At 41.3% G+C, this 26,357-nt stretch carries 21 protein-coding genes; 13 read left to right on the forward strand and 8 right to left on the reverse strand.

Annotated elements, in window-relative coordinates:
* The first annotated feature begins 12 nt into the window (after positions 1 to 12).
* The 4 genes from dnaE (at position 13) to KO530_RS18440 (ending at position 6,981) form a co-directional block, all read left to right on the forward strand.
* Positions 13 to 3,432 carry a DNA polymerase III subunit alpha gene (gene dnaE / locus KO530_RS18425; RefSeq protein WP_252729388.1) on the forward strand — a complete coding sequence of 1,140 codons (3,420 nt, stop codon included), beginning with the start codon at positions 13 to 15 and terminating at the stop codon, positions 3,430 to 3,432.
* Between the two features lie 38 nt (positions 3,433 to 3,470).
* Positions 3,471 to 4,427, forward strand: coding sequence for an acetyl-CoA carboxylase carboxyl transferase subunit alpha (accA, locus tag KO530_RS18430; RefSeq protein WP_216049932.1), 957 nt, complete (start codon positions 3,471 to 3,473; stop codon positions 4,425 to 4,427).
* 57 nt (positions 4,428 to 4,484) lie between these two features.
* Complete coding sequence (gene tilS, locus KO530_RS18435; protein ID WP_216049933.1) at positions 4,485 to 5,792, forward strand: tRNA lysidine(34) synthetase TilS; 1,308 nt, start codon at positions 4,485 to 4,487, stop codon at positions 5,790 to 5,792.
* Between the two features lie 193 nt (positions 5,793 to 5,985).
* On the forward strand, positions 5,986 to 6,981 hold the full coding sequence (locus KO530_RS18440) for a branched-chain amino acid aminotransferase (protein WP_216049934.1): 996 nt from the start codon (positions 5,986 to 5,988) through the stop codon (positions 6,979 to 6,981).
* Positions 6,982 to 7,125: 144 nt separating this feature from the next.
* Here KO530_RS18440 and KO530_RS18445 read toward each other — a convergent pair whose 3' ends face one another.
* A complete protein-coding gene (locus tag KO530_RS18445) occupies positions 7,126 to 8,832 on the reverse strand; it encodes a hypothetical protein (protein WP_216049935.1) in 1,707 nt (568 codons plus the stop codon).
* A gap of 19 nt (positions 8,833 to 8,851) precedes the next feature.
* Entirely contained in the window at positions 8,852 to 9,013 is a 162-nt protein-coding gene (locus KO530_RS18450) for a hypothetical protein (RefSeq protein WP_216049936.1), read from the reverse strand.
* Positions 9,014 to 9,046: 33 nt separating this feature from the next.
* Here KO530_RS18450 and KO530_RS18455 point away from each other — a divergent pair, with 33 nt between their 5' ends.
* Both KO530_RS18455 and KO530_RS18460 read left to right on the forward strand, forming a co-directional pair.
* Positions 9,047 to 11,131: a toll/interleukin-1 receptor domain-containing protein gene (locus tag KO530_RS18455; RefSeq protein ID WP_216049937.1), complete on the forward strand. Its 2,085-nt coding sequence runs from the start codon at positions 9,047 to 9,049 to the stop codon at positions 11,129 to 11,131.
* 128 nt (positions 11,132 to 11,259) lie between these two features.
* The gene (locus KO530_RS18460) at positions 11,260 to 11,655 is read left to right on the forward strand and encodes a hypothetical protein (protein WP_216049938.1); all 396 of its coding nucleotides are present in this window, start codon (positions 11,260 to 11,262) and stop codon (positions 11,653 to 11,655) included.
* A gap of 12 nt (positions 11,656 to 11,667) precedes the next feature.
* Here KO530_RS18460 and KO530_RS18465 read toward each other — a convergent pair whose 3' ends face one another.
* Positions 11,668 to 13,638 carry a monovalent cation:proton antiporter family protein gene (locus KO530_RS18465; RefSeq protein WP_216049939.1) on the reverse strand — a complete coding sequence of 657 codons (1,971 nt, stop codon included), beginning with the start codon at positions 13,636 to 13,638 and terminating at the stop codon, positions 11,668 to 11,670.
* Positions 13,639 to 13,859: 221 nt separating this feature from the next.
* Between KO530_RS18465 and KO530_RS18470 the strand changes: the two genes are divergently transcribed.
* Together KO530_RS18470 and KO530_RS18475 are read left to right on the forward strand one after the other, a co-directional pair.
* On the forward strand, positions 13,860 to 14,744 hold the full coding sequence (locus KO530_RS18470; protein ID WP_216049940.1) for a GGDEF domain-containing protein: 885 nt from the start codon (positions 13,860 to 13,862) through the stop codon (positions 14,742 to 14,744).
* A gap of 215 nt (positions 14,745 to 14,959) precedes the next feature.
* A complete protein-coding gene (locus tag KO530_RS18475; protein WP_216049941.1) occupies positions 14,960 to 16,015 on the forward strand; it encodes a GGDEF domain-containing protein in 1,056 nt (351 codons plus the stop codon).
* Between the two features lie 16 nt (positions 16,016 to 16,031).
* Here the strand turns inward: KO530_RS18475 and KO530_RS18480 are convergent, their stop codons facing one another.
* Complete coding sequence (locus KO530_RS18480) at positions 16,032 to 16,871, reverse strand: MBL fold metallo-hydrolase (protein WP_216049942.1); 840 nt, start codon at positions 16,869 to 16,871, stop codon at positions 16,032 to 16,034.
* A gap of 182 nt (positions 16,872 to 17,053) precedes the next feature.
* A complete protein-coding gene (locus KO530_RS18485) occupies positions 17,054 to 18,769 on the reverse strand; it encodes a proline--tRNA ligase (RefSeq protein ID WP_216049943.1) in 1,716 nt (571 codons plus the stop codon).
* Positions 18,770 to 18,912: 143 nt separating this feature from the next.
* Between KO530_RS18485 and KO530_RS18490 the strand changes: the two genes are divergently transcribed.
* Positions 18,913 to 19,098 carry a hypothetical protein gene (locus tag KO530_RS18490; RefSeq protein ID WP_216049944.1) on the forward strand — a complete coding sequence of 62 codons (186 nt, stop codon included), beginning with the start codon at positions 18,913 to 18,915 and terminating at the stop codon, positions 19,096 to 19,098.
* A gap of 4 nt (positions 19,099 to 19,102) precedes the next feature.
* Here KO530_RS18490 and tsaA read toward each other — a convergent pair whose 3' ends face one another.
* Positions 19,103 to 19,807 (reverse strand): tRNA (N6-threonylcarbamoyladenosine(37)-N6)-methyltransferase TrmO, encoded by a 705-nt coding sequence (gene tsaA / locus KO530_RS18495; RefSeq protein ID WP_216049945.1) that lies wholly within the window; start codon positions 19,805 to 19,807, stop codon positions 19,103 to 19,105.
* A 390-nt stretch (positions 19,808 to 20,197) separates the two neighbouring features.
* Here tsaA and KO530_RS18500 point away from each other — a divergent pair, with 390 nt between their 5' ends.
* Genes KO530_RS18500 through KO530_RS18515 form a run of 4 tightly spaced genes read left to right on the forward strand, consistent with a single transcriptional unit; the run spans position 20,198 to position 24,740 of the window.
* Positions 20,198 to 21,121: an ABC transporter ATP-binding protein gene (locus KO530_RS18500; RefSeq protein ID WP_216049946.1), complete on the forward strand. Its 924-nt coding sequence runs from the start codon at positions 20,198 to 20,200 to the stop codon at positions 21,119 to 21,121.
* The gene (locus KO530_RS18505; protein WP_216049947.1) at positions 21,121 to 21,855 is read left to right on the forward strand and encodes an ABC transporter permease subunit; all 735 of its coding nucleotides are present in this window, start codon (positions 21,121 to 21,123) and stop codon (positions 21,853 to 21,855) included. Before KO530_RS18500 ends, KO530_RS18505 begins: the two co-directional genes overlap by 1 nt.
* Positions 21,856 to 21,859: 4 nt before the next feature.
* On the forward strand, positions 21,860 to 23,725 hold the full coding sequence (locus tag KO530_RS18510) for a GldG family protein (protein ID WP_216049948.1): 1,866 nt from the start codon (positions 21,860 to 21,862) through the stop codon (positions 23,723 to 23,725).
* A complete protein-coding gene (locus KO530_RS18515) occupies positions 23,718 to 24,740 on the forward strand; it encodes a DUF4340 domain-containing protein (RefSeq protein WP_216049949.1) in 1,023 nt (340 codons plus the stop codon). Before KO530_RS18510 ends, KO530_RS18515 begins: the two co-directional genes overlap by 8 nt.
* Positions 24,741 to 24,935: 195 nt before the next feature.
* Here the strand turns inward: KO530_RS18515 and KO530_RS18520 are convergent, their stop codons facing one another.
* The gene (locus KO530_RS18520) at positions 24,936 to 25,499 is read right to left on the reverse strand and encodes a DUF1415 domain-containing protein (protein WP_216049950.1); all 564 of its coding nucleotides are present in this window, start codon (positions 25,497 to 25,499) and stop codon (positions 24,936 to 24,938) included.
* On the reverse strand, positions 25,499 to 26,353 hold the full coding sequence (folD, locus tag KO530_RS18525; RefSeq protein WP_216049951.1) for a bifunctional methylenetetrahydrofolate dehydrogenase/methenyltetrahydrofolate cyclohydrolase FolD: 855 nt from the start codon (positions 26,351 to 26,353) through the stop codon (positions 25,499 to 25,501). The genes KO530_RS18520 and folD overlap by 1 nt, the downstream gene beginning before the upstream one ends.
* Positions 26,354 to 26,357 lie beyond the last annotated feature (4 nt).

A 26,357-nucleotide genomic window follows, 5' to 3' on the forward strand; every position in this document is an offset into this window, starting at 1 on the left:
AGTGATTATTCCATGATGGATGGTTTGAATAAGATCAAACCCATTCTTGGAAAGGTCAAAGAAATGGGGATGCCTGCAGTGGCCATTACTGACCAGATGAATATGTGTGGATTGGTAAAATATTATGATGCTGCACATGCCAATGGGATCAAACCAATAATTGGCGCTGATTTTTGGGTACAAAGTGAAGAGTTAGGCGATGAAATATTCAGACTGACCTTGTTGGCAAGCAACAACAAAGGATATAAAAATATTACCTTGCTCATTTCCAAAGCTTATCAGCGTGGGCATGTACAAAATAGAGCGGTAATCGATAAACAATGGCTGCTAGAACACAAAGAAGGCGTGATTATTTTATCTGGTGGCTTGTCCGGTGATCTTGGACAGGTACTAACCAAAGGAAATATGCCTTTAGCAGAGCAAATATCGCAATTTTATGAAACCCATTTTAGCGATTGTTACTATGTCGAGTTAAATCGCACTGGCAGACCAGGTGAACAGGAATATATTCAACGAGCGACAGATTGGGCTTTGGACCATGATCTTCCCGTCGTGGCCACAAATGAAGTATGTTTTATCGCTAAAGAGGGATTTGATGCCCATGAAATAAGGGTGTGTATCCATGATGGTTATACCCTCGATGATAAGCGTCGTCCCAAACTTTATAGTGATCAGCAATACCTGCGCAGTCCTGAGGAAATGTGTGAACTGTTTTCCGATATTCCAGAAGCACTGCAAAATACTGTAGAGATAGCCAAGCGTTGTAATGTTACCGTGACGTTGGGCGAATACTTTCTGCCAAAGTTTCCAACCGGTGGAATGTCAGATGCGGATTATCTGGTAAAAGTGTCATGGGAAGGTTTAGAACGACGCTTAAAGTTCCTGTTTCCTGATGAACAAGAGCGAGCAGAAAAACGTCCTGAATACGACGAACGTTTAGAAATTGAATTAACCGTTATCAACCAAATGGGTTTTCCCGGCTATTTCTTGATTGTAATGGAGTTTATTCAGTGGAGTAAAGATCACGGTATTCCGGTGGGACCTGGCCGTGGGTCGGGCGCAGGTTCGCTCGTTGCATATGCACTTGATATTACCGATCTGGATCCCCTAGAGTTTGACTTACTGTTTGAGCGATTCCTGAATCCAGAACGGGTTTCCATGCCCGATTTCGACGTCGATTTTTGCATGGATAGACGTGACGAGGTGATTGACCACGTGGCTGACATGTATGGTCGTCAGGCGGTTTCTCAAATAATTACATTCGGCACCATGGCTGCCAAAGCGGTAGTTCGAGACGTTGGCCGAGTATTAGGGCATCCCTATGGCTTTGTGGACCGCATTTCTAAATTAATACCTTCTGATCCAGGAATGACCTTAGAAAAAGCCTTTGCCGTTGAACCTAGGTTACCTGAGCTTTATCAACAAGATGAAGACGTTAAAGATCTGATAGATATGGCGCGGATTCTGGAAGGGGTTACCCGTAATGCTGGTAAACATGCTGGGGGGGTTGTTATCTCTCCCACTGAAATCACCGACTTCGCGCCGTTATATTGTGATGACGAAGGCAAAAACCCAGTAACTCAGTTTGATAAAAATGATGTCGAAACTGCAGGTTTGGTTAAATTTGACTTTTTGGGCTTGCGTACCTTAACCATTATCCAATGGGCGATCGATATGATTGCTGAGGGTCGCGGCAAACAAATTGATATCACCGCCATTCCATTGGAAGATCCTAAAAGTTTTCGGACTCTATTAAATGCAGAAACAACTGCGGTATTCCAATTGGAATCTCGCGGTATGAAAGATTTGATTAAACGTCTTAAACCAGATTGCTTCGAAGATATTATCGCATTGGTGGCTCTATTTAGACCGGGCCCGCTGCAATCTGGGATGGTTGATAACTTCATCGATAGAAAACACGGCCGAGAAGAGATCTCTTATCCGGATGCAGAATATCAACATGAATGTTTGCAGGAAATTCTTGAGCCAACCTACGGCATTATTCTTTATCAAGAACAAGTAATGCAGATTGCACAAGCCATGGCAGGATACAGCCTAGGTGGCGCAGATATGTTACGTCGTGCGATGGGTAAGAAAAAGCCTGAAGAGATGGCCAAGCAGCGTAGTGTGTTTGCCGAAGGTTCTAAAGGAAATAATATCGATCCTGATCTAGCGATGAAAATATTCGATCTGGTGGAAAAATTCGCGGGTTATGGTTTTAACAAATCTCACTCTGCGGCTTATGCGTTAGTTTCGTATCAAACTTTGTGGCTAAAAGCCCATTATCCTGCCGAGTTTATGGCGGCGGTAATGTCTGCGGATATGGATAATACCGATAAAATAGTCACTTTGGTGGATGAATGTAATCGTATGGGATTAACCATACTGCCACCAGACCTCAACGCGGGCCAATATAAGTTTACGGTAGATGAACAAGGTCGTATTGTTTATGGTATCGGCGCAATAAAAGGGGTAGGGGAAGGTCCTATCGAAGCAATTATCGCTGCCCGCAAAGAACACACTAAATTTTCAGACTTGTTTGATTTTTGTGCTAAAGTTGATCTGAAGAAGATTAACAAACGGGTTCTAGAAAAGTTGGTTATGGCTGGCGCCATGGATAATTTAGGTCCCCATCGAGCCTGTATCATGGCGACCCTACCCGAAGCGATAGCCGCGGCGGATCAGCATGCTAAAGCTGAATCTCATGGGCAATCAGATATGTTTGGTTTGTTAACTACTGAACCTGATCAAGTGGTTCAGGCCTTTTCTAATGTACCGGAATGGCCAGAAAAAATATGGTTGGACGGAGAAAAAGAAACTCTTGGCCTATACTTAACAGGTCACCCAATAAATCAGTACGAAAAAGAGCTAAAACATTATAGTTCTGCTCGTTTGGTAGATTTAAAACCTACCAATAAAGACACTACGTCTGTTGCGGTTGGCTTAGTCATCGGTGTTAGAGTGATGACTAACAAGAAGGGACGTCGTTGGGCGATTGTTACCTTAGATGACAAAAGTGCTCGTATGGATGCGCGCTTTTTCCCTGATATGTTTGAAAAGTACGAGGAGCTTCTTCAACCTGACCGAATTCTATTGATTTCCGGACAGGTCAGCTTTGATGATTTCTCGGGGGGCAATACAATATCAGGCCGTGATGCTATGGATATAGTGCAGGCTCGGGAGAAAAATGTAAAATGCTTAGGGTTAGAAGTAGAATCTGACTGGTGTAACGAAGCAAGAGTAGCTAAACTGCAAGCAATTCTGCAGAATTATCAAGGCGGAAGCTGTCCTGTTAATATGCGGGTTGTTCACCCTGATGCGGAAATGGTTTTAGCATTTGGTGCACAGTGGTACGTGACACCAGAAGACCAATTAATTTATGAATTGCAGCAAATGTTACCCAAACAAGCGGTAGAGCTGCAATTTAGTTGACACCAATAGTGTGTTTGTAAACAAATATAAGGTTTGGAATGAGTTTGAATTATCTTGATTTCGAGAAACCTATCGCTGATTTAGAAGCAAAAATTGAAGAACTACGGTTAGTCAATCAAGGCGGTGAGTTTGATGTCGGCATTGAAGAATCGATCACTAAGTTGCGGGAAAAGAGTGCAGAATTGACTGCTAAAATATTTTCCGATTTGGGCGCATGGCAAGTTTCACAAATTGCTAGACACCCAATGCGACCTTATACATTGGATTATATTCCCCGCCTTTTTGAAGAATTTGACGAATTAGCCGGTGATCGCGCTTTTGCTGATGATAAAGCTATTGTAGGTGGATTAGCCGACTTTGATGGTCAACCAGTAATGGTTATTGGACATCAAAAAGGTCGTGACACCCATGAAAAAATTCGACGCAATTTCGGTATGCCTAAACCAGAAGGCTATCGCAAAGCGCTTCGTTTGATGCATATGGCTGAACGCTTCAATTTACCTATCATTACCTTTATCGACACTCCGGGTGCATACCCTGGAGTAGGTGCTGAGGAACGTGGCCAAAGTGAAGCCATTGCTCGTAATCTCAAGGAAATGGCCGATTTAAGCGTTCCCATTATCTGTACCGTTATTGGTGAAGGTGGTTCAGGTGGTGCACTTGCCATCGGTGTGGGTGACAGAGTGAATATGCTGCAATACAGTACTTACTCGGTTATTTCTCCAGAAGGTTGCGCTTCCATATTATGGAAAAGCGCAGAAAAAGCACCTTTGGCTGCTGAAGCTATGGGTGTAAGCGCAGGTCAAATTAAAGAATTAGGATTAATTAATAATATCGTAGAGGAACCTCTAGGTGGTGCTCATCGCAATCACGACGCTATGGCTGCCAACCTCAAAGCGACCCTTAAGCAACAGTTGTCACAATTGCTGAGCTTATCTAAAGACGAGTTGCTCGAACAGCGTTACGAGCGCATCATGTCTTTTGGTTATTGTTAATATAGTCACCTTGATTCACCTCAAACCGTCTTGTATTTACAAGGCGGTTTTTGCCTTATGAATATTCAAAATCGTACCACAGCACTTGTTGAAAGGTTCCTTCAAGGACCCGCTAGGCAAATTGTTATCGCATACAGCGGTGGTGTTGACTCTCACCTGCTGCTGATCACTGTTGCCGAATTAGCGAACCAATTTCCTGACCACAATTACCTTGCTGTGCATGTTAATCACGGCTTAAGTCCCAATGCGGAAAAGTGGCAACAGCATTGTCAGCAAGTTTGCTCTGAGCTCAATATTCCACTAAAAATTCAGCAGGTGAAGGTCAATGCCAGTGGTAATGGGGGAGTTGAAGCGGCCGCTAGAAAAGTGCGATATCAAGCCCTTGAAGCCATGACCGAACATCATGGTTTGATCTTGTTAGGACAACATATTCAAGATCAATTGGAAACGGTGCTATTGCAGTTGAAGCGCGGGGCTGGTCCCAAAGGGCTCTCAGCAATGGCGCAATCTGCGGTAAATGAAAACAGTATTACCCTAGCGCGACCTTTTCTGGAATTAGAGAAGCATGAAATTCTGCAATTAGCCAAACACAAGCAATTACACTGGATCGAAGATGAGTCGAATCACGATACACGATTTGATCGAAACTTCTTACGCACAGAAGTGATTCCAACTTTACTGCAACGCTGGCCAAATTTGGCAACGGCAGCAAACCGCTCAGCCCAGTTGTGCGCTGAACAACAAGAGTTGTTAGATGAAGTAAACGGGAAACATTTGCAGACCATGGTGAATCAACGATTTGCGATTCATATTTGCAAGTTACGTGCACTATCTAGCCCATGGCAAAATCAAATAGTGCGATATTGGTTAGCAGAACAAAAAATTGATATGCCTTCTAAAACCGTGCTGGCGGAATTACCTAAACTTCTTAGTGCCAAGCAGGATGGCAACCCCATCATTGACCTAGGCCAGCACCAGTTGCGACGCTTTCGAGAGCATATGTATTGCATTAAAAAGCAAACATTTGAAGAAGATATTCATCTTACTTTAGATTCAGCTAACACCTTGTTACCCAATGAATTGGGGCATTTACATATTGCAGAAAAATACATTGGTCAATTAATCATAAAATCTAAGGTGAATAGTCTTAAATTTAAACCCCTTGATCAGCCCCATTCCAAATTATTGAAACAATGGTTTAAACAGTGGGATGTGCCAGTTTGGGAAAGACAGCGAAGTTTGCTTTTATGTTGGCAAGATCAGGTGATTGCGGTGTTATGTGAGCAACATATTATTTTTGCAAATGATGCACCTGCGGAACTCACTTCAAGTATTCATTTTAGGGTAAATCCACCTCAACTTTGATTTTGTCTCTGAATTTTTAGTCAATTATCTTAGCTGATTCGCATTGATGGACACTAAAACACATTTTTATCCTTACAATGCTAGTGTTTGCCCCTGCTTCTAGCGTAAAATCGTATCTATATTACAAGATAGGATTACTTTTAATTCTATCGGTAAATTGACCTTATTATTATTTTGGAGATTTGAGACTATTATGGCTGCATTTGGAACTGTTTTTATGCCTGAGATGGCACTTGCTACCTTTGAAAATAATCACTGGAGTAAGGCTGAGTTTGTCAGCGCTGAAAGTATTCAATTGCACCCCGGGGCTCATGTCTTACATTATTCGAGTACTTGTTTCGAAGGACTCAAAGCATTTCGTCATGCTGATGGCAGCGTCAATATTTTCCGTATGGAAGAAAATATAAAACGTATGGCACAGAGCTCTAAATTATTGTTTTTACCTGACTTTGATGCAAATCAGTTATCACAGATGATTGTTGATATGGTAAAAAAATACGCTGATGAAGTTCCCCAGCCTCCAGGTTCAATGTATATCAGACCTACCCATATTGGTACTGAGCCTTCAATAGGTAAAGCTGCGGCACCATCAGCTACTTCTATGCTGTATGTATTGTTATCACCGGTGGGTGATTACTTTGCTGGTGGAGCTCGTCCATTAAGATTGTTATTAGCGGAAGATGGGATGCGCTGTGCGCCACATATGGGCATGATTAAAAGTGGCGGTAATTACGCCAGTGCTTTAGGGCCAATTTTAGCAGGTAAAGCGCAGTACAATGCTGATCAAATTTTATTTTGCCCTAATGGTGATGTACAAGAGACCGGTGCTGCTAACTTTATCTTGATTGACGGCGATGAAATTATCACTAAAGCCTTAGATAGCTCATTTTTACACGGTATTACCCGAGCTACACTACTAACCCTTGCGGCTGATTTAGGAATGAAGGTTAGCGAACGTAACCTTTCTGTGACTGAACTATTAGAACGGGTGGCTAAACCTGGTACTGAAGCCGCTCTGTCTGGTACCGCAGCGGTTTTGACTCCGGTAGGAACCTTAATTCACAATGGTAAAGATATCAAAGTGGGTAACGGAGAAGCGGGTCCTAAAGCAATTAGATTGCGCCAAGCATTAAACCAAATTCAGTGGGGCGAAGCGCCAGACACCCATAACTGGTTAACTAAAATTTAATTAACCCAAGCGAGGGAGCGCAATCTGCTATTAGCGCAGTAATTTTGCGCTTATCTTGCTTGCAATTCACGGGGTTTAAACAACTAGATTGCATAAATCAGCATCCCTACGAATTAAAATTTGTCATTTCTTATCAAGTTTAAGTTAACTAACCTGAACTTGATAAGCATTCATTTTATGCAGCTGTAACCAAGCTGCATTTTCATTTAATGCCTCAATACCTATGGTTTTAATGACCTGTTGATAGCTCCCTATATTTTCAGTTTCAGAAGCGTAAGTTTGATCTAACAAAGACATTCTATTCATCGCCTGTTGGAAGAAGTAGCCTGTTCGCAAGTAGCGCTGACTAAGCTCCTCAAAGCCCATCTGCGCAGCAAAGGTTTTCAATAATGCTGAGCTGATAAACGACATAGCAATAATAATGAACAAGATTGATATCGAAAAAGCGGGAATAAGATTGAATTGGATTTTTACTACACTAAAGAACATCAGTGCTATTGCTAAGCAAAATAGAAAAATTGAATTTCGTTGATATTGTTTTGATTTGTTAAGCAATGCAAATGCTCTTCCCCTTTCTCCTCTTTGCCCATAAAAGTAATTTCTTTGGTCTAATATCCAAACCTTGCGCACATAATGAATGTGTTGTTTGCTGGGGGAAGGGACTTGCAACATCAGTTTATTCAAATTATCTACAATCCAATCCATCTCATATAGTTTTGTCGTGCGATAGTTATTTGCACTGTGATCAGGAATAGCAGACAAGTGCCAGAAAATTTGCACCCTAAGATCTTCAGCAAATACGCGCCATTCCACATACTGTTCTTCTTTTGATTCGGTGCCGACGAAAAAAAGCCAATATATAAGTACTACCACTCCAACTAGAAACAAGTGGATTAAAAACCAAGTTAGTGTGGCAAATAGCCCAACATAAACTTGTTGTGCGAAGATCGCAAAAAAGGATAGGGTGGTAATCCATTTTAATGATTTTAATCTTTGATGTTGACGTATTTGTGCAAGACAATCGGCAATACAGTAGGCATCAACTAAGTGTTTAATGGGGGCTAATGATTCCGTCGGTGGTTGCTCTCCTAGCAGGTGAGTTAAACTCTTGGCTTTGTCTTTCTTTTTAATACGTAGCGCACCAGTATTAAAACGTTCTGTTTTCGCCAAAATTTCATTAAACAAACTGACATTTTGCACGCCATACGCTTCTATTGCCTTCCAACTTCCAATATCTTCTTCGCTTCCCACACTTAAAGGTAGGGTAGCATGACGTTCTCGTGTACTGACTAACCATTTACAGTATGTTTTGTTAGGCTTAGAAAATAGCAGGCTGCTTTCGTCAACGAGTCCTTCGATACACATTCTTACTACGTCTGCTGTGCCACCGGTTTTTAGCGCATAGGAACTTGATTCTTTTTTATGGTCTATTACACCATCCCAAATAGCGATTAGATAATCAGAACAACCTACCAGTGTTTTGCCTAGTGCAGTATACCCTTCCACTCTTGGTGTATTGGCTTTACGATGGCAAATCTTCACTTCGGAACATTGTTCAAAGAGTCTACGGAAGGTTTCTAAGGATTGGGGAGACCTAAAGTCTTTTTCATATTCTTGCACGTCAAAGGGTAAAATCGCAGTTACTTTAAGTTTGAGTTTCAAGGCGACTTTGACCATTAACTGGTCAGCACCTTCTGCTAGACCTGATAAAATTTGAATCGTACTTCTAGGACATTGTTGTTGCAGCGAGGTCAGCTCTTCAAGCAAGGCTTTTTCTAAAATGGGGATATCTTGTTGTGGAATATCGCGATGACCGGTAACCCCTATATTAATTGTGAGAGCTGATGACATCAGTCGCTATTCCTTAACATTAAACTCCGATATTTGTATAAATTATCATCAATAAAGCATTTGTTAAACCTGATTTTATCTCATTCGTTGGTGGCACTCGGCTTGGTAAAACCGATGCTTCCTTTTCTTTTATAGGAGAGTTGTATACTATTTGACCACATGTTGCTGTTGTATATGTCATGTTCACTCTTTCAATCTGATCCTGAGGAATAAAATGCAATACAGCGCATTTATAAGTTACAGCCACAAAGATGAAAAGTTGGCTCGCTGGCTTATGCGTAAGTTAGAAGCCTATCGAGTGCCCGCTAAACTAATTGGCCAATCCGCTGAGTTTGGTGTTGTTCCCCGTAGAATTGGAAAAATCTTTCGTGACCGCGATGAACTCCCAACAGCAGGAAATTTGGGCCAAAGGGTCAATCAAGCGTTGCAGAACTCATCGTCGCTGATTGTCATCTGCTCGCCTTTCTCTGCGAAGTCAAAATGGGTGAATACCGAAATCACTGAATTCCGTAAAATGGGTCGTGAAGAACGTATTTTGTGTTTTATTGCCGACGGCGATCCTATGAGCTGTGATCCTGAGATAGCTTGTTTTCCCCCAGCTTTGCTCAAACCCGCACAAGCTGGCCAGCCTAATAGAGAGCCGTTGGCTGCTGATGCCAGAATGGAAGGAGATGGTAAAGACAGGGCATTTCTAAAATTGGTAGCAGGTTTGTTAGGCGTGGGCTTTGATAGCCTAGCGCAGCGAGATGCGCAGCGCAGATATAAACGTTTGGCGTTAATTAGCGTAGGTTCTTTTGCAGGAATGGCGTTTGCCTCCGCATTGGCGATAACTGCTGTCATCGCCCGTAATGATGCACAACGGCGCCAAGACCAAGCCGAAGACATTGTCGGTTTTATGTTAGGTGACTTACGTGAGCGCTTACAAACCGTTGGACGTTTGGATTTAATGCGTTCGGTGGATGATAAAGCGACAAGCTATTTTTCAAAGTTAAACAAACGAGATTTATCTGACCGCGCATTGGCGGAACAAGCCCGTTCATTAACCGGCATAGGCGAAGTGCGCCTGAATGAAGGCGACTATCAATTGGCCATGGCAGCTTTTGCTGAAGCTTATGAACGTTCTAAAGCCTTACACGAAAGAGACGCTTCAAATGGCATCCGATTGTTCGATTTATCTCAAGCTGAGTATTGGCTTGGCAACGTAGCCTGGCAACAAGGGCGCTTGGACGATGCCGAAAAATGGCTAATTCGTTATCGAGATAGTGCAATTAGGTTAGCCGCAATGGACAGCAATAATCCTGATTGGCAAATAGAGGCTGCATACGGTTATCAGAACCTGGCGATATTGGATAAAAGCCGTGGCAATTTTGAGCAAGCTAAAAGGGCAATGTTGGAAGTGCGTAATCTCTACGTTCAGTGGGCTGAACAAGCACCAGATAATTTACAGTTAAGATACGATATGGCAAATGCGTCATCTTGGTTGGGAAGTCTTGCCTTACAACAAGGACGATTTAATGAAGCAAAGAATTATTTCGAAGAACAAAATGCCGCGATTAAAAAAAATATTAAAGAGGAGCCAGATAATATTATCTGGAAAGAAGACTTTTTGTACGCCAATCGTCTTTTAGCCAGCGTAAGCGTCCATTTAGGGGATGTGGAAGAAGCCACTAAATTGTACATAACCGCAAAAGATATCGCTGAACAATTATTTAATCAAGATCCACAAAATGCGTACTGGATGTTGGATTACGGACGTTGCCTATGGCAGCTTGCGCTAATGTCTGGTCGGTCAGCTAAACAACATTTGCAGCAAGCTGAAAAACTGATTGAGAAGGCTTATAACCTAAAGAAAAAAGAGGAAAGGACTTTACAATTCTATGGAGATCTTAAAGTCGCTCAAAGTGAATTTGCTTTGTTAAATGGCCAAATAGACTTGGCGCTTCATTATATCGAGCAATTTGAACAGAATATTGAGCCTGCATGGCATAATCAAGAAATGGAAAAAACCGAAGATTTTCGTTTGGTGTATTCTCGCGGTTTAATTTTAAAAGGAAAGATAGCCTTTAAAATCGAACAACAACAAACCGCCCAACAATATTGGCAACAAGCTTTAGCATTGTTAACTGAGACTGAATTGGAATATGGAGTAAATCCTAAGCCGGATAAGTTACCTTTTACTCGGCTAATTGAATTGACTACTGTATTAAGCTTGTTAGGGGATGATCAGCAACTTAATATACATCAAAAACGTTTAAATAATTCAGGTTATATTGCATTCACCCCATTTTTAGTTGATTAAAATTTGTACTATTCGGGAAAGGGATTAGAATTGTAAGAGAACAATTAGGTTCAATTCATAAAACCGTATCTTTTGATACGGCAATACCTCCAAAGTATGGCATTTTACCAACAACAAGGAAAAGGATTATGGATGCTACTGTAACTTTAGATGTAAGAAATTTCCGAAGTGCAGCAGGAAGTGGCTACACCAATATACCCGCTTCGAATGCACGCACATACAGCTACCGTTTTACAGGTGGCCCCAACAATGATGGCACTATTACTGAAATAACAGGTACAGGACAGGCACTCATAACCGTGCATGTTCAGGCTGACCCTCGTTATCATATTACTGACATTACTTTTGGCAGTAACGGTGCAAATGATTTGTCGTGGCGTTCTACATTCCCACCTTACCTTGCCGTTATTACTGATACCAATACTGATAATATTGATTCGGAATACTCGGTAGTTATATTGGATACTGTAGCTAACGCTAGCGTGTTATGTGACCCCGCAATCAAAAATAGACCTAATAAATAGTCAAGATTAGGTTTAATGCCCTTCTAATAAAAAATGTTCTGCGCGTTCTACTCGTCGCGGTTTGCCTGAGATCACGATAACATCGTTAGGTTGTAGGGGCTTTGTAAAGTCAGGATTTGCAATTTCTATATTTGCTCGCCGTAATCCATGCAAACTTATTTTGCGTTTAAAAAGATCCAACTGTTCAATTGTTTTACCGACCGCAAACGCATCTTCAGTTAGTTGCACAGCGTGCATAAATTCCAGCTTATCTTTGGTACCTTGGCTAATTTCAGTGGTTTCTCCAGGAAAGAAACCGTGCATATGTCGATAGTGATCTTTTCGCTCTGAACGAACCCGTTTTAAAATTCGCGCCATAGGGATACCGGATAAATGGAGTATCTGAGATACCAACATAAGGCTGCCTTCGAGAATTTCAGGCACAACTTGACTAGCGCCAGCCGCATAAAGTTCTTCTAGGTGGTAGTCTTTTCTAGTGCGAACCACTATGGGCAATTCTGGGTGCATTTCCGAGATGATCTTGATTACATTGAGGGCTCTTTGGTGTTCATCAAAGGTGATAAGCACTAATTTGGCCATATCGATTCCAGCGGCTTTTAATATATCTGGTTGACTGACGTCACCGAACACCACGGGTTGTCCTGCACTTCGGCTTTCATTGACCCGCACGGGATCAAAGTCTACGACTAAATAGGGGATTTTCTCCACGCTTAATAAGCGGCTTACCGATTGACCAACTCGGCCAAAACCAAGAATTAAAACGTGGTCTTGCATGCTAGGATGATAATTATCTTCATCCATTGGGTCTAATTGTAAGTCGGGTTTACCAATAATATATTTAGCCATGTCGAGACTATTTTCAATCAACCAAGGTGTAACCGCCATACTGAGCACACCAATTGCCATCAAAACAGAGCCTTGTTCAGCACTGAGAATGTCGTGATTTACCGCCAGTGCGGCAATAATAAAGCTAAATTCACCTATCTGACAGAGCTTTAATCCTGTTGACCAGCCATCTAGTTTGTCGGCTTTAAATAGCCAAGCACAAGCACGAATGATCAGGATTTTTATTATCATTATGGTGACTAAACCCAAAGCTATCCAATGTAGTTGTGATGCTAAAGTCTGCATTTCTAAACGCATACCAACAGTTATAAAAAATAACCCCATTAGAATATCTCTGAAAGGCCGAATATCCGCTTCTAGTTGATGCCTGTATTGGCTTTCACTTAACATCATTCCCGCTAGAAAAGCTCCTAGTGCCATGGAAAGGCCAAACGAGTAGGTCAAACCTGCCGCTACCAAGGCAACCAAAATAGTCGTTAGCACAAACAATTCATCGGTACGCGTTCGCGCTACTTCATTAAATATTCTAGGTAGTAGCCATTTGCCTACAGACATTAAAATACTGACTACCACTGTGCCCTTTAAAAGCGCCATCACAATCGCTAACCATAAGCTGCTATGGGATTGATCTGATAGCAAGGGAACTAATATCAGCAAAGGCACCACAGCCAGATCTTGAAATAATAAAATACTGACAACCATTTGTGCTCGGGTCGTATTTAACGTGCCTCGTTCGCTCATTTGTTTAATCACAATCGCGGTTGAAGAAAGGGCTATCATACCGCCTATGATTAATGCGGCTTTTAAATCGAATCCAAATAAACTGGCGATCCCCATAAAAACCAGAGTAGTCAGTATCATTTGGCCTAAACCAATGCCAAAAACCAGATGGCGCATAGCCATGACTTTAGGAAGAGAAAATTCTAAGCCCAACGAAAATAATAGAAAGACGATGCCTAACTCGGCGAAAAAGTGAATTTCTTCTGGATGATCGATGATTGCTAGCATGTGCGGACCAGCGACTACTCCACAGGCTAGATATGCGAGTATGGGAGGTAAGTTTATACGTTTGAATCCCCACACGGTTAACACCGCAACAGTCATCAATACCAAAATATTTGTGAAACCCACATGCATAAATTTTATCTCTTTATTTGGCTAATTTTTTACCGCGTGAACTTGTTGACTGAGGAGTAAGCTGAACGGGCATATTTGCCGTTAGCATTACTTTAATATTAGCAGTAATCGATGGCACAGAGATTGCTAATTAACCAATCATAAAACATTTTTAATTAATAAATTACGTATTTAGACGTAAATTCGCCAATAAATTGGCAGGAGCATTCGCCTTGGAGCACATGACACAGCTTTTTGACACTGCGTTGAAAGATAACAATTTGTTTAGCTCAGATCCCTACAAGGGCGGCTTAAGCCATACCGAATCTCATCAAGTTATGTTGCAATTGGCTTCGAGTATCGACCTGCAAAAGATTGCTCAAGTATTTTATCGCCAATTGCGAGCGAAGTTAAACTTAGATGGTTTAACTATTAAATTTTCAAGTGGTTTAGTTACCCTTGGAGAGCCAGAAAAATCTAATAATATCAAAACATTAGATCAAGTAAGTAAACACACAATTTTTGCTACCCTAGTATATTCTTTTTCCAAAGTGTTAAGTTTGCGGGAAGCGGCAATACTCAATGATTTACATCGATTATTCAAATTTCCGTTAAAAAATGCACTAGAATTTCATAGTGTTAAACAGCTTGCCCTTAAAGATTATCTGACGTCATTGGGTAATCGAGTACATTATCAAGAATCCTTGGTGCGCTTACTTAGTCAGGCCAAACGGGCTGGCGAAGGTTTTGGACTACTGGTGATTGATATGGATAAGTTTAAAGCCGTTAATGACACCTTCGGTCATCATGAGGGTGATAAAGTATTGACCGCCACGGCAGACGTATTACGTCAGTCACTAAGAGAAAGTGACTATGCTTTTCGTTTTGGTGGTGATGAATTTTGTTGTTTGTTACCAGGTAGTGACAACCTTGTGAATGGTAAAATAGCTGAACGAATTCAGGGCTTTATGAATAAAAATCCGATTTTGGCCAAGCATAAAATGTCCTGTAGTATCGGCAGTACTATGTATCAATATGGTGACACTGAACTAAGTTTATTTAATCGTGCAGATAAAGCCTTGTATGCAGCCAAACAAAATGGAAAAAACTGCTACAAAGTAGCTTAATTTCGACATAGGCGGCAATAAATTGCAGTCTTGTCGAAATTAACGGCAATTATTATTGATATTATTTCGTCTTATCATACCCATTTGCAGCTAATAACATTAGACTGTCATTACTATTAAATTAATTTTATCTCTTTTAGTAATAAATGATGAATGGGGTTATTCTGCGAATAAGAATAAATCCATAAGCTCATTTAGGTTGTATGAGACTATCTATGCTTAGCGATTTTGATCAAAATACCCAATATCGACGCAAAGTTTTACAAGTATTGTTGCTGATAACATTTTTCGGTGGCTTTGTTTTTGGTTTGATCAATATTTATCGAGAGCTCTACACCTTGGCTTTTCTAGAGTTAGGATATGGATTATTTTCATTTCTAGTATGGCGTCAAATTGGCAATACCACTAATTTTCAATTTTGGGTAATCAGTTACCTTTTCCCGTTTTTTTCGATAATGATGTATGCTTTATCCGTACCTGGTTCCTCCCAATCCATTTTTGTTTGGATTCTAACTATCCCCGTTATTTCTTATTTGTTATTAGGTAAAAAAATTGGCTTTTACTTCTCGATTGTTTTTATGACGCTGGGAATCAGCATTTTTCATTTGAAATTTATGACCGATGATATTCCGCTAAGTATTTCAGTGTCATTGAACGTGATATTGAGTGGGGTGCTGATGATTGCTCTCGCTCATGTGTATGAGCGTAATCGGGAGAAGAACGAAGAGCGACTTATGCAATTAGCTGGTACTGACAAATTGACTGGCTTAGCGAATAGGATGAAATTAATCGATGTGTATGCATCTGCTAGTGAATATGCGAAAAGGCACAATGTGCCATTAACTGTTGTGCTATTTGATCTCGATTATTTCAAAAAAATTAATGATTTATATGGTCATCATGGTGGCGATGCTGCGCTGTGTTTTGTGGCTGATTTTCTGAAAAAACACACTCGAAAAAGTGATTTGCTGGCGCGCTTTGGCGGGGAGGAATTTGCATTGATTATGCTAGCATCTAAGCCTAAAGATAGTTTCCAACAAGTTGACTCTCTACGTAAAAAACTAATGAATAAGCCATTTATCTACAATAAAAAAGAAATCAATATCACCCTTAGTGCTGGGATTTCGTATCTCGGTGTTGATGGCACTGATTTAGATGATTTACTTGTTAAAGCTGATGAGCGTTTGTACTTTGCAAAGGAAAATGGCCGCAATCGCGTTGTGGCCGACGTTCTGGCCGACAATATCGAGCCGTCAAACTCTGCAAAGTAGTGCCGTCAGATATAACTTAAAATACGATTTCCAATCCTTCTGCCGCAGCAAAAACTTGCAGATCATCTTCCGCAATAGCAATGACTTCCTGGCAATGGGATTCAATCGCTGCGATGTCTTCATCTGTACGAATATGATCATGGCTGTAAAGTGCTAAACGCTTAGCTCTGCATGCTAAAGCTAGCTTTACCGCTTCTTCTGCCACCGAGTGTCCCCAACCTGATTTACCTGGCATGTCAGACAGCATGTATTGGGCATCGTGAATAATAATATCGGCGCTCATTGCAAACTCTACCCATTGTAGAAAATCAGTTTCTTTACGGTAGGGAGGGTAAAGTTCGTTGTCGGTGATGTAGGCAATTTTAGCACCATCGGCTTCGATTACATAAGAACTGCCGCTGCCGGGATGGTTCATTGGGTGCCGATAAATTTTAGCGCTGCCAATATGCCAACTATTAATGCCTTCAGGTACAGGTTTGAGTTCTATATTTGACTGTAGTGATTTGTAATGAACAGGAAAATAACTGCCAGACATCTGATTCAAAATGGCGTTATTTTCATCCAAGGTCGTCATACCTGGCGTGATAAATATATTTCTGTCAGGCTGATATATAGGTGCAAAAAATGGAAAACCCTGAATATGATCCCAATGATTATGGGTCAGCAACAAATGTACATCGGTCTGTTTTGAAATTAATTTTTGACCGAGGTTTTTAATCCCTGTGCCTGCATCGAGAATAATGTCAGTGCCATCATTTAATTCAATGTGCACGCAGGCTGTATTGCCACCATACTTTATATATTCTGGACCCGGTGCAGGGATTGAGCCTCTAACACCGAAAAAGGTTAATCGCATATTCCATCTCTTTGTTGCAGTTTGTCCTTGCGAACTTATTATTCGCAGATATTAGCATAGCGTATCACTGACTAATTCAACAATTAAGATGTGAAGTTATTCAAAGTTATTGAAAAATATATGGAAATAGATTTTAGCAGGAAAAAGACCAACCTAGCGGTTGGTCTTTGCTATTAAATTCTTTATTGCTTTTGTAACAGCGACAATACATCATTGATACTGACTAGCTGCTTTTCACCTGTGCGTCGATGTTTATATTCGACGTTATTCTCGTCTAAATTGCGTTCACCAATGACAATCGTATGAGGAATACCAATCAGTTCCATGTCATTGAACATGACACCTGGACGTTCCTTACGATCATCAAAGAGAACGTCTATGCCAGCAGCAACTAATTCTTCGTACAGCGACTCTGCAACCTGTTGAATACGATGAGATTTATGCATATTCATTGGAATCAATGCAACTTGAAAAGGGGCGATAGCATCAGGCCAAATAATGCCGAATTTATCGTGATTTTGTTCAATGGCCGCTGCAACAATGCGCGATACGCCAATACCATAACAAGCCATAGATAAAATCTGGTGTTTGCCTTGTTCATTGAGTACACCACAGCCCATTGCTTCGGAGTATTTATCGCCTAGCTGGAATATGTGACCCACTTCGATACCGCGTTTGATCTCTAACGTCCCTTTTCCATCTGGAGAGGGATCACCGGCTTCAATGTTACGTATATCGGCAACTTGATAGTCTACGATGTCTTTTTCCCAGTTTACGCCAGTTAGATGGAACCCTGTTTTGTTTGCGCCACAAACAAAATCTGTTAAGTGGGCTGCACTTCTATCGACAATCACAGGAATAGAAAGCTCTATTGGACCAATTGAGCCAGGTTCGCAGCTTAACGTTTGTAAAACTTGTTGCTCTGAGGCCATTGTGAGGGGCGCATACACTGAATCTAGCTTTTCGGCTTTGATGTCATTCAACGTATGGTCGCCGCGCAGCACTAGCGCGACTAAACCTTGTTGTCCTTTGTCATCTTGTTCACCTAAAACGATTATGGTTTTAACCGTTTTGTCGGCACTGATATCAAAGTGCGCACAAACTTGTTCAATGGTTTTTACATCAGGAGTGGCAACTTGGGTTTTTACTGCCATGGCCGGCAATTTTTCAGTCAAGGGCGCTATCGCTTCAGCCATTTCGATATTGGCTGCGTAATCTGAACCATTACTAAAGGCAATGGCGTCTTCACCGGAATCAGCCAATACATGGAATTCATGGGAAACAGCACCGCCAATTGAACCGGAGTCAGCGATAACCGGACGATATTCTAAATCTAGGCGCTCAAAGATATTGCAGTAAGCCTGAAACATTCCAGCATAGGTTTGCTGCATTGATTCATCTGATGTATGAAATGAATAGGCGTCTTTCATAGTGAACTCGCGTCCACGCATTATGCCAAAACGAGGACGTACTTCATCTCGGAACTTGGTTTGAATTTGATAGAGGTTTATTGGCAGTTGTTTGTAACTGCTGATTTCATTTTTAACAAGGGAAGTAATCACTTCTTCATGAGTTGGACCTAAAACAAAATCACGATTGTGGCGATCTTTAATGCGCAGCAATTCTGGACCATATTCGTCCCACCGTCCGCTTTCCTGCCATAAATCTGCTGGTTGCACCACCGGCATCAACATTTCTATCGCTCCAGCCTTGTTCATTTCTTGACGAACAATGTCAGCCACTTTATTGAGCACTCGTAGGCCACTGGGTAGCCAAGTATATAAACCTGAAGCAAGCTTACGAACCATCCCAGCCCGTAACATTAATTGGTGGCTAATCACTTCCGCATCGGCAGGAGTTTCTTTTTGGGTAGATAACAGATATTGGCTGGTACGCATCAGCTTAGTTGATCCTTATTTTGCTCTTAAATCGTAAACGGCCGCCATTCTACCAGCACCCTGTAAAAGGCAAAAGGGATATTATCCTTGTCAGGATAAACTTCTTGTCACTATTTTCGTCTTAAATTGAGACTGCATAGATTTTGCTATTCTCAGGCGACGCAAAAGTACTCGGTGATTGGCCTGGTCTTGCTCCTGAAAAGTTGTATCAGGGGCGTGATTTGATGGCGACTAGCGACGTTCGTTACTGGTATGCCAAGGCACTGCAATCTCACTGGAAGTTAAATCGGCAACAGCTTAGTCGGATATTTCCAGATTTACCTCTGTAAGCGTTTAAATCTGGTTGATTTGTTCCACGACACAACAATGTTCTGCAACACGCCATTGGATGTTTAAATCATATAAAGCTACCCCATAAAGGCGATCGCTTGTTGTGGTTTTGTGATACGCCGGACGGGGATCTTGACTTAGTATTTGCTCAATCAAAATATTTAAATGGGGATATTTGTGCTGGTAGATAGTTAGCTGTTGTTGTGCGCTTTTCGAAAACCTAACGGCGAGTAACTCTTCTGGTTTATCTTGCGCATAACCCGCTGCGGCGTCGGCAATACTATCTGAATATGGAATATAAGGTTTGATATCTATTATTGGTGTGTTGTCTAGTAGATCCATTCCTGAAACAATTAAACAATGTTGGCCACTTATAGACGATACCTTCTCCAGCCTAACCGCACTGATGCCCAAATTATTAGGGCGGTGAGTACTGCGTGAGGCGAATACTCCCACTTTCTCGTTGCCACCGAGTCGAGGTGGGCGAACTAAAGGGGATGTGGATTTATCGGCAGTCTGATGAAATTGAAAAACTAGCCATAAATGGCTGAATTGCTCTATACCACGAATAAAGTCTACCGAATTGAATGCTTGGGTAAACATTATCTGACCAAATGCTGCAGTCACCAAACCTGGTTGTCTTGGGATTGCAAACTTCTCTTTATACGGGGTTTTAATGTGCCCAATTGGGTTAATCTCTATTGGCATGGAGGCCTTTCATATTTTTAATCAGTTGTTGCAAGGTGAATCTCTAAACTGAGGGGACACATTTTGCAACACATTGGCATTATATTGAAATGATTATGCCATACATTTTTTGTTATCCTTTGGGCGTTCACTTCCCGAACCAATTTTAGACTTAAACTTAGGTTAAATTAACGTTTTTACCGAGTTTAAGTCTTTTTTTTTGGTATCCTAAAAAAAATTGGCATCAAATTGCATTTTTAATAAAATTCCTTTGCAATGAAACTGTGTCGCACTGACGTTTTACTTAAAATAAAAATAGTCTTAATTGTTCGCGTAAATTCTTGATTTCTTTTTTCTGAGCACCATATTCACAAAGAATTTGGTGAACTCAATGATCATAATGGGAATAGCATGATCTATGTAAAAAATTTAACGAAGATTTTTGGTGATTTTGTCGCTGTTAATCACCTGAACTTTAATATACAACCTGGCGATGTAGTTGGATTCTTGGGCCCCAATGGGGCAGGCAAATCAACTACTATGAAAATGCTCACAGGCTTTATCACCCCAGATGATGGTGAAATATTCATTGATGACCTATCAATTTATGAAGACCCCAAAAAAATAAAGCAAAAAATAGGTTATCTACCTGAAGGTGCGCCAGCATATGGTGATATGACGCCATTGCAGTTTTTGAATTTTATTGCAGATATTCGAGGTTTAAAGGGGGATTTAAAACGCCAAAGAATTAGCCATGTAATTAACAAAATAGACCTGCAATCGGTGTTAGATAAACCCATTGATAATTTATCTAAGGGATTTAAACGTCGGGTTGGCTTAGCACAAGCTTTATTGCATGATCCGCAAATACTGATTTTAGATGAACCGACTGACGGACTAGACCCAAACCAGAAGCATCATGTGCGTGAACTCATCCAAAATCTGGCGAAAGATAAAATAGTGATTATTTCCACTCACATACTTGAGGAAGTGTCTGCACTGTGTAATCGAGTAATGATTATAGCTGCAGGTCAAATGAAGTTTGATGGTACTCCGAAAGAACTTATCCAAAAATCTAAATATCACAATGCCATCACCTTACATTTAAGTTATCCATCGGATACTTCAGGCTTTTTAGATGTGCCGGGCATAGTGGATATTCAAGCCGATAGAGCCACTGGGAAAGTGACATTATTGACAGAACCTGGCAGTGATATTTTGCATGAGGTAAATAAACACATTCATGAACGTCGTTTACCGGTTGATACTTTGTATGTTGAGCCAGGTCGTCTAGACCAAGTATTTCGAGAATTGACACAAGGAGGGCAGGGCTAATGGGAATGATTTCAACACTATTTAAGCGGGAAATTGCAAGTTTTTTTGCTACCCCTGTTGCCTACGTTTTTATCACAATATTTTTGATTTTATCAGCTGTTTTTGCGTTTTTTATCGGTAGTTTGTATGAAAGAGAGCAAGCCGATTTACTGCCCTTTTTCAACTTCCACCCTTGGCTATATTTATTTTTAGTGCCAGCAATCGCTATGCGCACATGGTCTGAAGAGCGAAAAAGTGGAAGTATTGAACTGCTGATGACACTACCAATAAGCAGTCTACAGGCTGTGGTTGCAAAGTTCTTAGCCTCTTGGGCTGTGTTGGGGTTATCTTTATTATTGACCTTCCCATTATGGCTAACCATCAATTATTTGGGGAATCCTGATAACGGGGTGGTGGTCGCCGCTTATATTGGTAGTTGGTTAATGGCGGGAGCCTTTTTAGCCATTGGAATGTGTATGTCGGCACTGACTAAAAATCAGGTGGTGGCGTTTATATTGGCAGTGGTCGTGTGTTTTTTGTTTGTTGTCAGTGGCAGCAATATTGTTTTGGATGCGTTCAAAAACTGGGCACCAACCATGGTGATTGATACCGTCGCCTCATTTAGCTTTTTGACTCATTATGAGTCACTTGCGAAGGGAGTAATTGCCCTCAATGACGTAGGTTACTTCTTCATTTCAATTGTAATTTGGTTATACGCCAGTTTATTGATCATCGAACGTAAAAAGGCGGATTAGTAATATGAGTAAATTTTCCACCTCCATAATTTTAATTTTATTGGCCGTTTTATTTTTTGCTTTAACGGTGCTAAACAATCAGTTATTGAGTCCAATTCGCCTCGATTTGACTGAGAATCAAGTTTACTCTTTGTCTGATGGCAGCAAGGAAATTGTTTCAAAAATTGATGAACCCATTAATTTATATTTCTTTTTCTCAGATAAATCATCAAAAAGTATGACATCTTTGCGCAACTATGCGAACCGTGTAGAAAGTATGTTGCGAGAGTATTCAAAAGCCGCAGATGGAAAAATCAATTTGCATATTGTTGATCCTGAGCCCTTTTCCGAAGCGGAAGATCAAGCCAATGAATTTGGTCTGACTGCCGCCACACTTGGCACTATGGGCGATGCTATATATTTGGGCTTGGCGGCGACTAACGCTTTAGATGATCAAGAAGTGATTGGCTTTTTTGATCCCCAAAAAGAGAAGTTTCTTGAATACGAAATCAGTAAACTGATCCATAAACTATCTCAACCTGAGTCGGTTAAAGTGACTTTAATCACGGATTTGCCGCTAGCTGGTGGACAGAATCCGATGACAGGACAGTTTGATCCAGCTTGGACGTTTTACACTCAATTACAGCAATTGTATCAAGTGGAACAGATTCCAAATAGCGCAGAAGCCTTACCTGAAGATACTGACGTGCTTATGCTAGTGCATCCTCAATCGTTAAATGAATCCTTGTTATACGCGGTTGATCAATACGTTATGCAAGGTGGAAAACTCATTGCTTTTGTTGATCCCAACAATGAGTCAGATCCGATGGCGATGATGGCAGGTATGGGCGCATCTACTGAAAATAGTTCTAACTTAACCTCTTTATTCGAAGCTTGGGGACTAGAGTTTAATGATAGTCAGGTACTGCTTGATGCGGAACTAGGCCTAGATATTCGCACTGCAGATGGCGGTGTCGCTCGTCATTTTGGTTTTGTGGGGATTCAATCTCAACAACTTGATCGCGACGACGTAACTACCGCAAGTCTCGAAATAATCAATGGCGCGTCATTTGGCGCGTTTAGTAAATCCACAGGTGGTAACTTACGTTGGACACCGTTGATGCGTTCTTCTGCAAATTCAGGTTTCATTGATGTAACCACTTATTCTGCATTACGAGACCCTAACGCATTAGCAAGAGAGTTTACCAACCAGAAGCAACAACATGTGCTTGCTGCTAGATTGCATGGCAGAGCTTCTTCCGCTTACAAAAGTGCGCCAGATGATGCTACAGCTGATAGTGCACACGTTTCTTCTACCAATCAATTAAATGTCATTGTGGTGGGTGATACGGATTTGCTGGCAGATCGGTTTTGGGTGCAACAAGCGAACTTCTTTGGCGAAACGGTTTACACACCTTTTGCGAACAACGGCGATTTTGTTACTAATGCGGTAGAGAATCTAAGTGGGAGTGAGGCACTTATCAGTATTCGTAGTCGCGGTACATTTGCCCGTCCATTTAACACTGTCGATGCTTTAAAAGTGGAGGCTGAACGTAAGTTCCGCGAACAAGAACAACTTCTACAGCAACAATTAGAAGAAACTGAACAGCAACTCGCTCAGTTGCAAAGTCAGCAAGTAGAAGGAGCTGGTTTGGTTATGATGCCAGAACAACAACAAGCACTTGACGAATTTATCGAGAAACGAACTGAGATTCGAAAAGCCCTGCGTGAAGTGAGACATCAGTTAGACAAGGATATTGAGGCGCTGGGGAATTGGTTGAAATTTATTAATATCGCTGTTGCCCCTATAGTGCTAATGCTGATCCTTATGCTACTTGCTAGTTTGCTGAGAACTCGTTCTAAAGGTGATGAGGGGTTATCACATGAATAAACAATTGATTTCATTGCTGGTCATTATTGTTACTTTAGCAACCGCAATTTATTTTTTGACCATCCGTGCTAATCAGGTTTCTGGGGAAAAGGTTAAGCTGTTTCCAGAACTTGCTGCGCAGGCTCAAAAGATTCAAGAAATTCAAGTTTCTAACTCTAATGGGATGTTATTCAGTGCTCGTCAGTCTGACGTTGGATGGGTGACAGTGCTAGCAGAAAGTAAGCGCGAGTATCCAATGCAACAAAAGGCATTGGCTGAATTAGTGGATGCTTTATCAAAAGCCATTTTATTCGAAGCTAAAACCGCTAAAGCTGAAAACTTTGCTCGATTGGGATTACAAGATATTGATGTGGTTGACAGTCAAGCAACATTAGTGGAATTGCGCGTGGGCGCAAAAAACTATCAGGTATTAATAGGTTCACAAGCGAGTTTAGGGCAAGGAACCTATGTGCGTTTGCTGGGACAAAAACAAACTTGGTTGTTGGATCGTATAATCAGTTTGCCATCAGATCAAAACGCTTGGCTAAAACAACCTATTCTTGACGTGTTAGCTGAGCAAGTAAGCTATGTGCGCCGCGAAGGAGACTTAGGTTTTGAAATTTTACGGGATTTCGAACAGCAAGATGACTTTCAATTGTCAGGTTTGGAAGACAGCGCACAACTCAAATATGACAGCATTTTAAGTGCTTATGTGGATAACCTAGTGAACCTGAAATTTGAACAAATTGCTGAAACTGAAGATAGTGGATTTAATCCTCAGTCAGTGACCGCAGTGTTCGAAATTGGCCTGCAAGATGGTCGTATTCTAAGCATGTGGTTATGGGAAAACGAGGGTGCTATTTTTGCTCGCTTTGAAGGTGATTCTGGCAAATACTGGTATGACGTTAATTATCAGTTATCCAGCTTTTCTGCAGGTCAAATAGACAAAGAGTACAAGGACTTCATTGAAAACAAAAATAGTCAGATTCAGCAGCCGCAAGAGTATCCAATTGATGAAGGTGAGTCGCCGCAATAATCCATTTATTTAATACGGTGAGGTAAGATTTAACAACGTTCACAAACCTGCGGTGTTATTCCACTTCGAAAGCGTTCAAGTGCGTAACTCATCATCGCAGGTTCATTTTGTAATCTGCTTGTGCCGATAGGGTAAGGCTTTTGTTCAATCGTTAGTGTATTTTCACTTGGCTATTCTATCCCGTCATTTAACCCTTTAGTTTCTCATACAAGATAATAACAATGCCTTCAGCGCGGCCTCTCCCATGTTGTGCGCTTTGTTAATGTTGTCTTCGGGTATCTGTTCTGGATGTTTGTAGGAGCGAATTGCTCTGTCTAGGCTTTCTTCTCTGAGCAAGTGTAAAGTGGGGTAGGGAGATCGATTAGTGTAGTTTGCCGCAGAATCATCTGGTTCCCCGTCAAAAACATATTCAGGGTGAAAACTGGCAATTTGATAAACCCCTGAATAGTCGTTTTCATCTAACCAGTTTTGGGTGATATCCACTATGTCTAGATAGCTAAAAAAGTGTTTAAAGCCCTCAGTGAGTATAAGTAAAGAGGTTTCAATTTCTGGGTGTTGATCTAAAAACAGTACTTCTTGAGCGAATAGGTTGAGTACATCTTTGGTTTTTTTGGAATTGCAAACCCTGTATCGAATCGAATTGCGCTGCATTTCTCGCTTCGCAAATGGACAAAAGTTTAACTCAATTACCACTTGGTTTAACCAAGCTTTGGTTTCTTCAACCGCTTGGTTACCAAGTTGTTCACTCTCGTTAGTCACTAGCTACGATACTTAACATAAGCTTCTAAGGTGTTTTCAATCAAGCTTGCCACTGTCATTGGTCCTACACCGCCGGGCACGGGAGTGATCCATCCAGCACGTTCTTTAGCTACTTCAAATTCTACATCGCCAACTAGCGAGCCGTCTGCTTGGCGATTAATCCCAACATCAATGACAATTGCTCCTGGCTTAATCCAATCACCAGGGATGAATTCAGCTTTGCCGACGGCGACTACAAGAATATCAGCGCGCTTCACATGACTTTTTAAATCTTGGGTAAACTTATGACAAGTGGTGACGGTACATCCGGCCAAAAGTAGTTCAAGAGACATAGGTCGACCGACAATATTTGAAGCCCCAACTATTACAGCGTCTAACCCTTTTGCTGGACGTTTTGTCGATTCAATGAGGGTCATTATACCTTTTGGAGTACACGGCCTTAGAGCTGGCATACGTTGCACTAAACGGCCAATGTTGTAAGGGTGAAAACCGTCAACGTCTTTATCCGGACGGATGCGTTCTAAAACCTCTTCTGCATTCAATCCTGCAGGCAAAGGCAATTGCACTAAAATACCGTCAACTTCAGGGTCCTGATTGAGTGTATCCACTAAATCTAGCAACTGTTGTTGAGTAATGTTGGCTGGTAAATCATGGGCTTTATCGACAAAGCCAACTTCATCGCAGGCTTTACGTTTATTTGCCACATATACACCTGAGGCAGGATCGTGCCCCACTTTAATTACTGCAAGGCCTGGCGGTCTTTTTCCTGCGGCCGTTATGGCTTCTACTTGGGAAGCGACGTTTTCTCTTACCTGTTTGGCAATTGATTTTCCGTTTATCAGTTGTGCTGGCATTTGT

This window comes from Aliiglaciecola lipolytica (assembly GCF_018860635.1).
GTDB classification, from domain to species: domain Bacteria; phylum Pseudomonadota; class Gammaproteobacteria; order Enterobacterales; family Alteromonadaceae; genus Aliiglaciecola; species Aliiglaciecola lipolytica_A.

What these genes read in the sequence shown, in the direction of transcription:
- KO530_RS18510 (WP_216049948.1), top strand. Translation starts at nt 21,860, where the DNA reads ATGAGTAAATTTTCCACCTCCATAATTTTAATTTTATTGGCCGTTTTA.
- tilS (WP_216049933.1), top strand. Translation starts at nt 4,485, where the DNA reads ATGAATATTCAAAATCGTACCACAGCACTTGTTGAAAGGTTCCTTCAA.
- KO530_RS18455 (WP_216049937.1), top strand. Translation starts at nt 9,047, where the DNA reads ATGCAATACAGCGCATTTATAAGTTACAGCCACAAAGATGAAAAGTTG.
- KO530_RS18440 (WP_216049934.1), top strand. Translation starts at nt 5,986, where the DNA reads ATGGCTGCATTTGGAACTGTTTTTATGCCTGAGATGGCACTTGCTACC.
- KO530_RS18480 (WP_216049942.1), bottom strand. Translation starts at nt 16,871, where the DNA reads ATGCGATTAACCTTTTTCGGTGTTAGAGGCTCAATCCCTGCACCGGGT.
- KO530_RS18460 (WP_216049938.1), top strand. Translation starts at nt 11,260, where the DNA reads ATGGATGCTACTGTAACTTTAGATGTAAGAAATTTCCGAAGTGCAGCA.
- KO530_RS18515 (WP_216049949.1), top strand. Translation starts at nt 23,718, where the DNA reads ATGAATAAACAATTGATTTCATTGCTGGTCATTATTGTTACTTTAGCA.
- KO530_RS18465 (WP_216049939.1), bottom strand. Translation starts at nt 13,638, where the DNA reads ATGCATGTGGGTTTCACAAATATTTTGGTATTGATGACTGTTGCGGTG.
- KO530_RS18450 (WP_216049936.1), bottom strand. Translation starts at nt 9,013, where the DNA reads ATGACATATACAACAGCAACATGTGGTCAAATAGTATACAACTCTCCT.
- KO530_RS18485 (WP_216049943.1), bottom strand. Translation starts at nt 18,769, where the DNA reads ATGCGTACCAGCCAATATCTGTTATCTACCCAAAAAGAAACTCCTGCC.
- KO530_RS18470 (WP_216049940.1), top strand. Translation starts at nt 13,860, where the DNA reads ATGACACAGCTTTTTGACACTGCGTTGAAAGATAACAATTTGTTTAGC.
- KO530_RS18475 (WP_216049941.1), top strand. Translation starts at nt 14,960, where the DNA reads ATGCTTAGCGATTTTGATCAAAATACCCAATATCGACGCAAAGTTTTA.
- KO530_RS18505 (WP_216049947.1), top strand. Translation starts at nt 21,121, where the DNA reads ATGGGAATGATTTCAACACTATTTAAGCGGGAAATTGCAAGTTTTTTT.
- dnaE (WP_252729388.1), top strand. Translation starts at nt 13, where the DNA reads ATGATGGATGGTTTGAATAAGATCAAACCCATTCTTGGAAAGGTCAAA.
- tsaA (WP_216049945.1), bottom strand. Translation starts at nt 19,807, where the DNA reads ATGCCAATAGAGATTAACCCAATTGGGCACATTAAAACCCCGTATAAA.
- KO530_RS18500 (WP_216049946.1), top strand. Translation starts at nt 20,198, where the DNA reads ATGATCTATGTAAAAAATTTAACGAAGATTTTTGGTGATTTTGTCGCT.
- accA (WP_216049932.1), top strand. Translation starts at nt 3,471, where the DNA reads ATGAGTTTGAATTATCTTGATTTCGAGAAACCTATCGCTGATTTAGAA.
- folD (WP_216049951.1), bottom strand. Translation starts at nt 26,353, where the DNA reads ATGCCAGCACAACTGATAAACGGAAAATCAATTGCCAAACAGGTAAGA.
- KO530_RS18445 (WP_216049935.1), bottom strand. Translation starts at nt 8,832, where the DNA reads ATGTCATCAGCTCTCACAATTAATATAGGGGTTACCGGTCATCGCGAT.